The sequence below is a fragment of the Nonomuraea muscovyensis genome (assembly GCF_014207745.1).
Lineage (GTDB): Bacteria > Actinomycetota > Actinomycetes > Streptosporangiales > Streptosporangiaceae > Nonomuraea > Nonomuraea muscovyensis.
Genome location: NZ_JACHJB010000002.1, coordinates 1904303 through 1916491, shown reverse-complemented (window position 1 = coordinate 1916491; position 12189 = coordinate 1904303). Strand labels below are relative to the sequence as shown.

Genomic DNA, 12189 nt, shown 5'->3' with positions numbered 1-12189 from the left:
CCTAACGAACGGTACTCGTCCGAACGGGGCGCCGGGGGCGAATCCGACAAAACCCGGTCACGGCCGGAGCGCGGCCAATTGCTCCTCGAACGGCACGACCGCCTCCACCTCGTCGCCGGACGCGGCCGGGCGGGGGCGGGTGGCGGCCCGGCCCGTCATGAGGTCCGCCAGCTCTCCGCCCGCGCGCCCGATCCGCTCGGCGAGGCCCTCGGTGAACGCGTCACCGCCGCCGCCCCAGTCCTCCGACGCCGCGTACACGGCCGTCGGCGCCACCACGGCCCGCAGGTAGGCGAACAGCGGGCGCATCGCGTGCTCCAGCACCAGCGAGTGCCGGGCCGTGCCGCCCGTGGCGGCGACCAGCACCGGGGTGCCCGCCAGCGCGTCCGGGTCGAGGACGTCCACGAACGACTTGAACAGGCCGCTGTAGGAGGCGGTGAACACCGGGGTGACCGCGATGAGGCCGTCGGCGCCGGTGACGGCCTCGACCGCCTCGCGCAGCCTGGCGTTGGGGAACCCGGTCACCAGGGCGTTGGCGATGTCGGTGGCGAGGTCGCGCAGCTCGATCACCCGCACCTCGGCGGGCGCGCCGGCGGCCGGAGTCTCGTCCAGGCGCGCGCGGGTGGCCTGGGCGAGACGGTCGGCGAGCAGGCGGGTGGAGGACGGCTGGCTGAGCCCCGCCGACACGGCGACGAGCTTCATGGATGATCTCCTCTTCGGTCTCGGGGTGCGGTCCCGCATCGCGGTCCCGGGTGGCGGTCTCAGGCGGCGGAGGGCTCCGCCGCGCGCGTGGCGTGGGTGGGCGCGCCCGGCACGCCGGCGGGACGGTTCTTGGCGAACTCCCGGCGCAGCACCGGCACGACCTCCTCGCCCAGGATGTCGAGCTGCTCCAGCACCGTCTTCAACGGCAGCCCGGCGTGATCCATGAGGAACAGCTGGCGCTGGTAGTCGCCGAAGTGCTCGCGGAAGGCCAGCGTCCGGTCGATCACCTGCTGCGGGCTGCCGACCGTGAGCGGCGTCTCGGCCATGAAGTCCTCCAGGGAGGGGCCGTGGCCGTAGACGGGGGCGTTGTCGAAGTACGGGCGGAACTCGCGGACGGCGTCCTGGGAGTTCTTGCGCATGAACACCTGGCCGCCCAGGCCCACGACGGCCTGCTCGGGCGTGCCGTGCCCGTAGTGCGCGTACCTCTGCCGGTAGAGGGTGATCAGCCGGATGAAGTGCTCCTTCGGCCAGAAGATGTTGTTGGCGAAGAATCCGTCACCGTAGTAGGCGGCCTGCTCGGCGATCTCCGGGCTGCGGATGGAGCCGTGCCAGACGAACGGCGGCACCCCGTCGAGCGGGCGCGGCGTCGAGGTGAAGCCCTGCAGCGGTGTGCGGAAGCGGCCCTCCCAGTCGACGACGTCCTCGCGCCACAGCTTGTGCAGCAGCGCGTAGTTCTCGATGGCGAGCGGGATGCCCTGCCGGATGTCCTGCCCGAACCACGGGTAGACGGGCCCGGTGTTGCCCCGGCCCAGGATGAGGTCCACCCGGCCGTCGGCCAGGTGCTGCAGCATGGCGTAGTCCTCGGCGATCTTGACCGGGTCGTTGGTCGTGATCAGCGTGGTGGCCGTGGACAGGATGAGCCGCTCGGTCCGGGCGGCGATGTAGCCGAGCAGGGTGGTGGGGGAGGAGGGGACGAACGGCGGGTTGTGGTGCTCGCCGGTCGCGAACACGTCGAGCCCGACCTCCTCGGCCTTGAGCGCGATCGTCACCATGGCCTTGATGCGCTCGCCCTCGCTGGGAGTCCGGCCCGTGGTGGGGTCGGTGGTCACGTCCCCGACGCTGAAGATTCCGAACTGCACCTTTGGTCACCATCCCTGACTATTGAAAGTTGAACAGCCACTCCAGCGTGGATCCGCTCCCTTTTATTCCACAATCCGGCGCCGCGCGGGACTCCGCCTCCGCCGCGTCCTTCGGGGGTGTGTCTCGGCGAGGCGTCTCAGGGGCTCGACTCAGGGGTGCACCGACCCCTCGGCGAGGGCGTTGATGGCGGCCGGGCCGAGCACCCGCTCCGGCGCCCCGCGCTCGGCGACCGCGATCATGGCCTGGCCGATGCGCTCGGTCGTGGTCACCGCCCCCGGCAGGAGCCGGCGCAGCACGGGGTAGAACGGCACCGTCACCACGTACGCCAGCCGGTACCACCGGGTCCGTGAGGTGACCCCGTGGACCGGCTGGATGTAGCCGGGCCGGAACAGGCAGGTCCGCAGCGGCAGCGCCAGCAGCGCGTTCTCGGTGGCGCCCTTGACCCTGGCCCACATCGCCCGGCCCTGCGCGTCGGTGCCCATCCCCGAGACGTACACGAACGTCGAGCCGGGGCTGAGCCGGGCCAGGGTGGTGCCCGCCGCCAGCGTGATGTCGTAGGTGACCCGCCGGTACTCCCGCTCGCTCATTCCGGCCGAGGAGACGCCGAGGCAGAAGAAGCAGGCGTCGTGGCCGGCCAGCTCGTCCTCGATCGGTGACAGGTCGAGCAGGTCGGCGTGGGCGATCTCGCGCAGCTTGGGATGTGCCCGGCCGGTGGGCGACCGGCCGACCGTGAGCACCCGCTCGACCCGGTCGTCGAGCAGGCACTCCCGCAGCACGCCCTGCCCGACCATGCCGGTGGCGCCAAAGATGATCACTCGCATGTCAGGCTCCGTTCCTGGCCCGCATGCTACTCACGATCGGCCCGCCAGGCGCTCCCCTCGGCGGCCCGGCAGGTCCGCCACGCCTTCCGGCGCCTTCCGGGGCCTTCCGGCGCCGACGGGCGGCGCCGGTCAGGCGATCTCCGGGGCGGTCAGACCTTGACCCTGCCGCCCCAGTCCAGGAGCGCGCGGGCGGTGTCGAAGCGGCGGCTGGAGACCGACTCGCCGAGCAGCACGCCCACCAGCAGCCGGCCGTTGCGCTCGCCCGCGAACGCCAGGCTGAACCCGGCCGCGCGGGTGAACCCCGTCTTCAGGCCGACCGCGCCCGGGCTGCCGAGCAGCCTGTTGGTGTTGGCCCAGGTGTAGGAGCGGTGCGTGGCCGTCCTGGCGGCCGTGTGGCGGCGCGTGCTCGCCACCTGGCGCAGCAGCGGGTCGCGCAGCGCCTGCACGCCGAGCACCGCCTGGTCCTTGGCGGTCGAGTAGCCGTCGCTGCCCGGCATCGGCAGGCCGTCGGCGTTGACGTAGTACGTGTCGTTCATGCCGAGCTGCTTGGCCGTGGCGTTCATCCTGGCCACGAATCCGCCGACCCCTGGGCCGTAGGTGCGGGCCAGCGCGTGGGCGGCGTCGGCGCCGGAGGGCAGCATCAGGGCGTACAGCATGTCCTTGACCGGGAGCCGGTCGCCGGCGCGCAGGTAGGCGGTGGTGCCGCCGCCTTCCCTGGCGTAGCGCGTGTCCTCGGGCCTGACCTCCACCAGGTCGCCCGGCTTGGCGGACTTGAGCACGAGGTAGGCGGTCATGGTCTTGGTGAGGCTCGCGATCGGCATGCGCCGGTTGGTGGCCTCGCCGAACCGGACGGCGCCGGTCTCGGCGTCGACCAGGATGGCCGCCTTCCCGTACACGGTGGGCGGGTCAGCGGCCACGGCCCGGGAGGCGGGCACGGAGGCGGGCACGGAGGCGGGCACGGCGGCGTGTGCTGTGGCGTGTGCAGAGGAGGTCTGCGGCGGCGCGGTCTGGGCATGGGCAGGCGCCGCGACGCCCGCGACCAGCGCGAGGGCGCCGGCGCAGAGCAGCAGGGGAGCTTTCCGGTCATGCATGGGTCACAGCCTGCCGGAAAATTGATGCCCGTTTGACTGTTTTGGGCGATTTGTCTGGTTTAAGCGTTGCTTGTCGGGCCTCCACCTGGGCTTTCGCAAAGGTAAATCTTTAGGGTGGCACGCCCTACAGCGGCCCCCGCCCCCACGGGCCGCGGATGGCGTACGTCCGGCCGGGCGGGTCGAGCGCGGCGGTCGAGCCGAGCTGGTTGACGAACAGCGTGGCGCCGTCGGGGCTGAAACAGGCGCCGGCGAACTCGCTGTCGTCGGCGATGTTCACCGCGAACTCGAAAGGTTCGCCGCGCCGCGGGTCGAGCCCGATCAGGCGGTTGACGTTGACCAGCCCCGGGGCCAGCGGATGCGGGTCGGCGTCGGCCGAGCCCGCGTCGTCCTCGCACAGCACGATGCCGCCCCGCGGCGTGAACGTGAGGTTGTCGGGCGAGTCGAGCTGCTTGCGCCCCGGTGACTCGTACACCAGCACCAGCGTGCCCCCGTCACGGCGGCCGGGGACGTAGCGCCAGACCTGGCCATAACCCTCCAGGTAGCCGTCGGCGCCCGGCGCGTCGCCGTTCTTGGCGTCGCCGCCGCTGGTCGAGTTGAAGAACACGCCGCCGTCGCCGTACCAGCAGCCCTCCAGGCGGTTGAACTTCGCCGCGCCCTTGGCCAGGCCCTGCTGGGCGCACGTGGGGGCGCCGCCCTCCAGGTCGGGGTCGGGGTCGTCGATCGTGACCCACTCCACCGGCAGCCGCGCGCCCGTCGTCTGGCCCTCGCGGCAGTCGTAGCCGTCGACGCCCCTGACCTTGAGCATCTCCAGGACGCCGCCGGCCGACAGGTCGAGCGGGTCGCGGGGGCGGAACCGGTAGAAGCCGTCGGGCCGGCCCGCGTCGTCCTCGGTCTCGTACACGTAACCCGTGCGCGGATCGACGGCGACGGCCTCGTGCGAGAAGCGGCCCATCGCGGTGAGCGGCATGGACGCGGCCGGCCTGCCCGGCTCGGGGCCGCGCAGCGGCACCTCGAAGACGTAGCCGTGCTTGCGCTGCCAGCCCCGGGCCGGCCCGGCCGTGGTCTCCTCGCAGGTCAGCCAGCCGCGCCGGTGCAGCATCATGCCGCCGGCGCAGTTGACGATCGTGCCGTTGAGGCTGACGAAGTGCCGCACCACCTCGCCGCTGCGCGGGTCGACCTCCAGCGTGGTGGTGCCGCCGACGCCCAGCTCGTCGTAGCGGGCCGAGCCGGGCACGTGCACGCGGCCGACGGGCGAGCCGGGCCCGGTGCGCACCTCGTGGTTGCGGACGAGCCGGACGGTGTGGCGGCGGGTGCCGGGAAAGGCGGCCATGCCGTCGTGCGCGATGGGCGTCGGCACCCCGTCGGACATGGGCGTGCCGGTGCGGCCGAGCACGGTGTAGGAGAAGCCGGCCGGCAGCGCCAGCAGCTCCTCGCCGGTGTTGCGTGACGCGACCCGGCGCAGCGCGCCGTATCCCGCCTCGCCCGGCCGGGACGGCCTGCGGCCGGCCTCGGCCCAGGCGGCGTGCCGGCCCAGCGTCTGCACGGCCAGGCCGCTCGCCAGGCCGGCCGCGAGGGTGCCGCCGAGGAAGGATCGTCGGTCGGGCGCGGTCATGGGCTGCTCCTCGGGGACGTTCATGGAGATGAACGGGGGCTGTCGTCAGCGTAAACGCGATCTTGAATCGCCAGGAGGCCCAATCGGTGTGTCGCGCTCCTGGAGCACCCACCCGGGAGCGCCCCTGAGGTGCCCGCTCGGAAACACCTCGGTAACGCCATTGCATTATTAATAAAATACCAATAATGTCTCTCACCAGCCGGAACGCGAGGTCGTGCGTTCCGTTGGAAGGGAGTCAGCATGGGATCCAAGCTTCCCCGGGTGGTCAGGATGGTGGCCGCCGCCACCGCGATCGGCCTCGCCGCGGCGTGCGGCGGGGGCGGCGGGCAGGCGAGTCCCGCGGCGGGCGGTGACCCGGCCCAGCCGGTCGAGCTCACGTTCTGGTCGTGGGTGCCCGACATCCAGAAGGCCGTCGACCAGTTCAACGCCGCCCACCCCGGCATCAAGGTCAAGCTGGAGACCATCACCCCCGGCCCCGACGGCGGCTACGCCAAGATGCTGGCCGCGGTCAAGGCCGGCAACGCGCCCGACGTGGCCCAGGTCGGCTACGACTCCCTGCCGTCGTTCCTCGTCAACGGGGCCCTCGAGGACGTGACCGAGCACGCCCGCGACGACGCGGCCACGTTCGTCGACTGGCAGTGGCAGACCGGCGTCTTCGGCGGCAAGGTCTACGCGATCCCGCAGGCCAGCGGCCCGATGGGCTTCTACTACCGCAAGGACCTGTTCGACAAGTGGGGCATCGAGGCGCCCAAGACGTGGGACGACTTCGCCGCGGCCGCCGCCACCATCCGCCAGAAGGACAAGGACGCCTACATCTCGACCTTCGCGGCCAACCAGGCGCCGTGGATGATCTCGCTGGCGCAGCAGGCGGGCCGGCAGTGGTTCAGCACCGAGGGCGACGCCTGGAAGGTGACGATCGACAACCCCGACACCCGCCGGATGGCGGCCTTCTGGCAGAAGATGCTGGACGACAAGCTGCTCAAGACCGAGGCCGACCTGTCCAACGCCTGGTACAAGGACCTGCAGACCGGCGGCATCGTGGGCTGGATCGGCGGCTCCTGGGGCGATGCGATCATCCGCGGCAACGCCCCCGACACCTCGGGCAAGTGGGCCGTCGCGCCGATGCCGCAGTGGGCCGGCGCCACGACGTTCACCTCGGCGAGCTGGGCCGGCGGCTCGGCCTCGGCCATCCTCAAGGGCACCGACAACCCCGCGGCGGCCACCGAGTTCGCCGTCTGGCTCAACAGCGACCCCCGGAGCGTCAACACGCTGCTGTCGGCGGGCTACGGCTGGCCGTCCATCAAGGACACCAGCCAGATCACCAACCTCCAGAAGGACGACACCGTCTTCCCCTTCTACGGCGGCCAGAACATCTGGGACGTCTTCAAGGAGTCCGACGCGGCCGTGACCATGGACTGGCGCTGGCCCCCCGTGAGCGACGCCCTCTACGCCTCGCTCACCGACAACGCCAAGGCCGCCGTCCAGGGTCAGGGCACGCTCACCGACGCCTTCGTCAAGACCCAGCAGGCCATGGTGGAGCAGCTCAGGGCCAAGGGCCTCAACGTCGTGACGGGAGGCTGACGGTGGCGGGGGTGCTGCAGCGGACACCGACGACACCGGCCAGGGCGGGCGTGGCCCCGCGGCGCCCCCCGCGTCGCCGGGCGCACGTGGCGGTCTTCGTCGCGCCGTTCTTCGTGGCCTTCGCGCTGTTCTTCCTCGCGCCGATCGGCTACGCGATCCACCAGAGCTTCTTCCGGCTCACCAGCAGCGGCCTCGGCCTGACCGAGCCGGTGCTGGAGTTCGCCGGGCTCGGCAACTACGTCACCGCGCTGACCGACGGCGCCTTCCTGGCGAGCATCGGCCGGGTGCTGCTGTTCAGCCTCATCGAGGTGCCGACCATGGTGGCCTGCGCCCTGGCGCTGGCGCTCCTGCTCGACTCGGCGCGGGCCCGCTTCCGGGCGTTCTTCCGGGTGTCGTTCTTCCTGCCGTACGGCGTGCCCGGCGTGATCGCCTCGCTGCTGTGGGGGTTCCTCTACGTGCCGCAGACCAGCCCGCTCATCGACGTGCTGGCGGCGGCCGGGCTGCCCCACGACTTCCTCGGCCCCGACACGATCCTGCTGTCCATCGCCAACATCTCCACCTGGCAGTTCGCCGGCTACAACATGCTGGTGCTCATCGCCGGGCTGCAGGCCATCCCGCAGGAGCTGTACGAGGCCGCCCGGGTCGACGGGGCGAGCGAGACGCGCATCGCCTGGCACGTCAAGATCCCGCTGGTGCGGGCGCCGCTGATCCTCATCACGGTCTTCACGCTCATCGGCACGCTGCAGCTGTTCGTCGAGCCGCTCATCCTCAAGCCGCTCACCACGGCCGTCAACAGCGACTACACCCCCAACCTGGCGGCCTACAACCAGGCGTTCGGTCAGGCCAACATCCATCTCGCCTCGGCGGAGGCCACGCTCATCGCGGTCATGGCGTTCGTGATCTCGTTCGGCTTCCTCCGGCTGGTCAACCGGAAGGGGAACAGGGCGTGGTGACACGGATCCGCCCGGCCACGGTCGTGGTGCTCGCGCTGCTGTTCGCGGCGGCCGGCTACTTCCTGCTGCCGGTCGTCTGGGTGGTCATCGCCGCCACCAAGAGCACCGCCGACCTGTTCGGCACGTTCGGCCTGTGGTCGCCCGACCCGCAGCTCGGCGCCAACCTCGACCGCCTGTTCGGCACCGGCGACGGCCTGTTCGGCCGCTGGATCCTCAACAGCTTCCTGTACGCGGGGCTCGGCGCGCTGGTGGCCACCCTCCTGTCGGCGGGAGCGGGCTACGCGATGGCGAAATACCCCTTCCGCGGCCGGGAGGCGCTGTTCAACCTCGTGCTGGCCGGGGTGCTCGTGCCGTCCACGGTGCTCGCCCTGCCCACCTATCTGATCTTCAGCGAGGTGGGCATGACCGGCACGTTCTGGTCGGTGCTGCTGCCCAGCATGGTCAGTCCGTTCGGCGTCTACCTCGCCCGGATCCAGGCCCACGCCGCCATCCCCGACGCGCTGCTGGAGTCGGCCCGGCTCGACGGCGCGGGGGAGTACCGCATCTTCTTCCGCATCGCCCTGAAGATCATGAGTCCGGCACTGGTGACGATCTTTTTGTTCCAGTTCATCGGCATCTGGAACAATTACTTCCTGCCCCTGGTCATGCTGTCGGACCAACAGCTGTACCCCGTCACGCTCGGCCTGGCGCTGTGGAACTCCCAGACGTTCCGTGATCCCGCCTTCTTCGAGCTGACGGTCACGGGCGCGGCGGTGTCCGCACTTCTCCTCGTCCTCACCATGGCCTCGCTCCAGCGCTTCTGGCGAGCGGGGCTCACCGCAGGGAGCGTTAAGGGATGAATTTCCTGAGCAACCGGCTCGGCTTCGGCGCCGACTACAACCCCGAGCAGTGGTCGCCCGAGGTCTGGCGCGACGACATCCGCCTCATGCGCGAGGCCGGGGTCACCATCGTCACGCTGGGCATCTTCTCCTGGGCCACCGTCGAGCAGGAGCCGGGCCGCTACGACTTCGGCTGGCTCGACGAGGTCATGGACCTGCTCGCTGCGGCCGGCATCGACGTCTCCCTGGCCACCGGCACCGCCTCCCCGCCGTCGTGGCTGTCACGCCTGCACCCCGAGACCCTGCCGGTCAACCATGACGGCGTGCGCCTGTCGCCCGGCTCGCGCCAGCACTACTGCCCCAGCTCGCCGGTCTACCGCGAGGCGGCCGTGGGCCTGGCCGTCCAGATGGCCAAGCGCTACGGCACCCACCCGGCGCTGAAGCTGTGGCACGTCGGCAACGAGTACGGCTGCCACATCCAGGAGTGCTACTGCGACGTCTCCGCCGACGACTTCCGCGCCTGGCTGCGCGACCGCTACGGCGACCTCGACGGGCTCAACGCCGCCTGGTCCACCACGTTCTGGAGCCAGCGTGTCACCGACTGGGCCGACGTGCTGCCACCGCGCACCGCACCCACCCTGCGCAACCCCGCCCAGGACCTCGACTTCCGCCGCTTCAGCTCCGACGCGCTGCTGGCCTGCTACCGCGCCGAACGCGCCGTGCTGCAGGAGCTCACCCCCGGCGTGCCCATCACCACCAACATCATGGGCATGTGGGAGCCGGTCGCCGACTACGCCTCCTGGGCCGCCGACTTCGACATCGTGGCGCTCGACATCTATCCCGAGCCGAAGGACCCCACGGCCCACATCGACGCCGCCTTCTTCCACGACCAGATGCGCTCGCTCGGCGGCGGCCGGCCCTACATGATGATGGAGACCGCCACCAGCGCCATCAGCTACTGCCCGCCCAACCGCCCCAAGCGCACCGGCCTCAACCGGCTGTGGAGCCACCAGGCCGTGGCACGCGGCGCCGACGCGGTCATGTACTTCCAGTGGCGGGCCTCGGCCGGCGGGGCGGAGAAGTTCCACTCGGCCGTCGTCTCCCACGGCGGCGCCGACAACCGGATCTTCCGCGAGGCGGCCGCCCTCGGCGCCGAGCTGTCCTCCCTGTCCGACGTGGCAGGCGGCCGGGTGCCCGCCGACGTGGCCATCGTCCACGACTACGCCAACTGGTGGGCGCTGGAGCTGGACGCCCGGCCGGGCGAGCTGAAGATCCCCGAGCGGGTGCGCGCCCACTACGCGCCGCTCTGGCACGCCAACGTGACCGTCGACGTGGTGCCGCCCGAGGCCGACCTGTCGGCGTACAAGCTGGTCGTCGTGCCCAACCTCTATCTGTGCACCGACGCGGCCGCCGACGGCCTGCGGCGCTACGTCGAAGGCGGCGGCCACCTGCTCATGTCGTTCTTCAGCGGCATCGCCGACGAGTGCGACCGCATCCGGCTGGGCGGCTACCCGGGCGCCTTCCGCGAGCTGCTCGGGCTGCGGGTGGAGGAGTTCTGGCCGCTCAGCGACGGCGAGCGGGCCGGGCTCAGCTCCGGCGGCGGCGCCGACCTGTGGGCCGACCACATCGTGCCCGAGGGCGCCGAGGTGCTGGCCGCCTACACGGGCGGGCCGCTGCCGGGCCTGCCCGCGGTGACCAGGCACGCCTTCGGCGCGGGCACCGCCACCTATCTCGGCACCCGCCCCGACGAGCACTCCATGCGCGACCTCGTCGCCGACACCCTCCGGCTGGCGGGCGTCGCCCCCGTCGTGGCGGGCCTGCCCGCCGGTGTGGAGGCCGTACGCCGTGGCCGGCACCTGTTCCTGCTCAACCACAACGACCACGCCGTCCACGCGGCCGGCACCGACCTCGCGCCACGCGACGTCGCGGTCCTGCGCCTCGACCGCGACCCCGCGAGCGGCGCTGCGGCAGCCCCGTCGCTCCAGAGCGGTGCGGTGCCGCCCGTCGGGGAGGGCGCGTGAGCGGCCGCTTCGCCGGCCGGCGCGCCGTCGTGACGGGCGGCGCGTCGGGCATCGGCGCGGCCACGGCCCACCGCCTGGCCGCCGAGGGCGCCACCGTCCTGACCGTCGACCTCGCCCCTGCGGGACCCGACGTCACCGGCGAAGGACCTGAGCCCCGCTCCGTCCGTCCCGCGCCGCGCATCGACCACCTCCAGGGCGACGTCTCGGCCGAGGAGACCTGGGACCGCGTGGCCGCCTGGGGGCCTGCCGACGTGATCGTCAGCAACGCCGCCTTCGTGGAGGTGGCGCCCGCCCACGAGACCACGCTCGAGTCGTGGAACCGGCAGCTCGGCGTCGGCCTCACCGCCACGTTCCTGGCCGCCCGCAAGCTGCTGCCCGCCCTCGCCGCGACGGGGGGCGCCATGGTGGTCACCTCGTCGGTCCACGCCCTGGTGGGCCTGCCCGGCCACCCCGCCTACGCGGCGGCCAAGGGCGGGCTGACCGCACTCACCCGGCAACTCGCCGTCGAGTACGGTCCCGCCGTACGCGTCAACTGCGTCGTCCCCGGCCCGATCATGACGCCGGCCTGGGACCGGGTCGACGAGGAGAGCCGGGCCGGCAGTGTCCGGGCGACCGTGCTCGACCGGTTCGGCACCCCGGACGAGGTGGCCTCGGCCATCGCGTTCCTGGCCTCCGGGGAGGCGGCGTACGTCACCGGCGCCTGCCTCGTGGTCGACGGCGGCTGGAGCGTCGTGAAGGACTCGGCGTGATGGCGGCCTACAGCGGACGCGGCCTCCACGGGCAGACGGTCGAGGCGATCGCCGCGATGATCTTCGGTGGCGAGTACGAAGAGGGCGACCCCCTCGACGTCGTCGCCCTTCAAGACCGGCTCGGCGTCAGCTCCACCGCGCTGCGCGAGGCGATGAAGGTGCTGACCGCCAAGGGCCTCATCGAGGCCCGGCCCAAGCTCGGCACCCACGTGCGCGCCCGCGCCGACTGGAACCTCCTCGACGGCGACGTCATCCGGTGGAAGTTCGCCGGCCACCCCGACCCCGGATTCCTGCGCGACCTGCACGAGCTGAGGTCCATCGTGGAGCCGTCGGTCGCCCGGCTGGCCGCGTTGCGCCGCACCCCGGGGCAACTCGACGACCTGCGGCGCGCGCTCGACCGGATGAGGCAGGGCGGCGACCCGGTCGCGGCCGACCTCGACTTCCACCGCGCCCTGCTGGCGGCGGGCGGCAACGAGCTGCTCGTCCGGATGGACGTCGTCATGGGGGCGGGGCTGGCCGGCCGCGACCGGCTCGTGCACGCCTCCAGCGGCAGCGACGACCCGGTGCCCAGCCACCTGGCGGTGCTGGAGGCCATCACCCGGGGCGACGCCTCCGCCGCCGAGTCGGCGATGCGCGAGCTCCTGGCCAAGGCCTGGCACGACGTGGAGGAGCTGCTGTGACGCCCCACGGGGAGGCCGCGGTGC

At 72.1% G+C, this 12189-nt stretch carries 11 protein-coding genes; 6 read left to right on the top strand and 5 right to left on the bottom strand.

Going from position 1 to position 12189, the window contains the following annotated elements:
* Nucleotides 1–57: 57 nt before the first annotated feature.
* The 5 genes from FHU36_RS25650 to FHU36_RS25630 all read right to left on the bottom strand — a co-directional run bounded on the left by FHU36_RS25650 (nt 58) and on the right by FHU36_RS25630 (nt 5363).
* The gene (locus FHU36_RS25650) at nt 58–699 is read right to left on the bottom strand and encodes an FMN reductase (protein ID WP_185086397.1); all 642 of its coding nucleotides are present in this window, start codon (nt 697–699) and stop codon (nt 58–60) included.
* A gap of 59 nt (nt 700–758) precedes the next feature.
* Nucleotides 759–1838 carry an LLM class flavin-dependent oxidoreductase gene (locus FHU36_RS25645; RefSeq protein WP_185086396.1) on the bottom strand — a complete coding sequence of 360 codons (1080 nt, stop codon included), beginning with the start codon at nt 1836–1838 and terminating at the stop codon, nt 759–761.
* A 150-nt stretch (nt 1839–1988) separates the two neighbouring features.
* Nucleotides 1989–2660: an NAD-dependent epimerase/dehydratase family protein gene (locus tag FHU36_RS25640; protein ID WP_185086395.1), complete on the bottom strand. Its 672-nt coding sequence runs from the start codon at nt 2658–2660 to the stop codon at nt 1989–1991.
* Between the two features lie 149 nt (nt 2661–2809).
* On the bottom strand, nt 2810–3751 hold the full coding sequence (locus tag FHU36_RS25635) for a D-alanyl-D-alanine carboxypeptidase family protein (RefSeq protein ID WP_185086394.1): 942 nt from the start codon (nt 3749–3751) through the stop codon (nt 2810–2812).
* A 124-nt stretch (nt 3752–3875) separates the two neighbouring features.
* Nucleotides 3876–5363 (bottom strand): alkaline phosphatase PhoX, encoded by a 1488-nt coding sequence (locus FHU36_RS25630; protein WP_185086393.1) that lies wholly within the window; start codon nt 5361–5363, stop codon nt 3876–3878.
* A 240-nt stretch (nt 5364–5603) separates the two neighbouring features.
* On the opposite strand from FHU36_RS25630, the gene FHU36_RS25625 reads away from it, so the two are divergent.
* From FHU36_RS25625 to FHU36_RS25600, 6 genes are read left to right on the top strand one after another with little or no spacing between them, the layout of a single operon-like run.
* Nucleotides 5604–6944 carry an ABC transporter substrate-binding protein gene (locus FHU36_RS25625; RefSeq protein ID WP_221496571.1) on the top strand — a complete coding sequence of 447 codons (1341 nt, stop codon included), beginning with the start codon at nt 5604–5606 and terminating at the stop codon, nt 6942–6944.
* A 2-nt stretch (nt 6945–6946) separates the two neighbouring features.
* A complete protein-coding gene (locus tag FHU36_RS25620; RefSeq protein ID WP_221496570.1) occupies nt 6947–7897 on the top strand; it encodes a carbohydrate ABC transporter permease in 951 nt (316 codons plus the stop codon).
* Nucleotides 7891–8736: a carbohydrate ABC transporter permease gene (locus FHU36_RS25615; protein WP_221496569.1), complete on the top strand. Its 846-nt coding sequence runs from the start codon at nt 7891–7893 to the stop codon at nt 8734–8736. The genes FHU36_RS25620 and FHU36_RS25615 overlap by 7 nt, the downstream gene beginning before the upstream one ends.
* Entirely contained in the window at nt 8733–10736 is a 2004-nt protein-coding gene (locus FHU36_RS25610; protein WP_185086392.1) for a beta-galactosidase, read from the top strand. The genes FHU36_RS25615 and FHU36_RS25610 overlap by 4 nt, the downstream gene beginning before the upstream one ends.
* Nucleotides 10733–11485, top strand: a complete 753-nt coding sequence (locus FHU36_RS25605; protein WP_185086391.1) for an SDR family NAD(P)-dependent oxidoreductase — start codon at nt 10733–10735, stop codon at nt 11483–11485. The genes FHU36_RS25610 and FHU36_RS25605 overlap by 4 nt, the downstream gene beginning before the upstream one ends.
* Nucleotides 11485–12165 carry a FadR/GntR family transcriptional regulator gene (locus tag FHU36_RS25600; RefSeq protein WP_185086390.1) on the top strand — a complete coding sequence of 227 codons (681 nt, stop codon included), beginning with the start codon at nt 11485–11487 and terminating at the stop codon, nt 12163–12165. Before FHU36_RS25605 ends, FHU36_RS25600 begins: the two co-directional genes overlap by 1 nt.
* Nucleotides 12166–12189 lie beyond the last annotated feature (24 nt).

Bases quoted from the DNA above. Each gene is read 5' to 3' on its own strand.
- FHU36_RS25640 (WP_185086395.1), bottom strand. From the start codon at position 2,660: ATGCGAGTGATCATCTTTGGCGCCACCGGCATGGTCGGGCAGGGCGTG.
- FHU36_RS25630 (WP_185086393.1), bottom strand. From the start codon at position 5,363: ATGACCGCGCCCGACCGACGATCCTTCCTCGGCGGCACCCTCGCGGCC.
- FHU36_RS25610 (WP_185086392.1), top strand. From the start codon at position 8,733: ATGAATTTCCTGAGCAACCGGCTCGGCTTCGGCGCCGACTACAACCCC.
- FHU36_RS25650 (WP_185086397.1), bottom strand. From the start codon at position 699: ATGAAGCTCGTCGCCGTGTCGGCGGGGCTCAGCCAGCCGTCCTCCACC.
- FHU36_RS25625 (WP_221496571.1), top strand. From the start codon at position 5,604: ATGGGATCCAAGCTTCCCCGGGTGGTCAGGATGGTGGCCGCCGCCACC.
- FHU36_RS25600 (WP_185086390.1), top strand. From the start codon at position 11,485: ATGGCGGCCTACAGCGGACGCGGCCTCCACGGGCAGACGGTCGAGGCG.
- FHU36_RS25635 (WP_185086394.1), bottom strand. From the start codon at position 3,751: ATGCATGACCGGAAAGCTCCCCTGCTGCTCTGCGCCGGCGCCCTCGCG.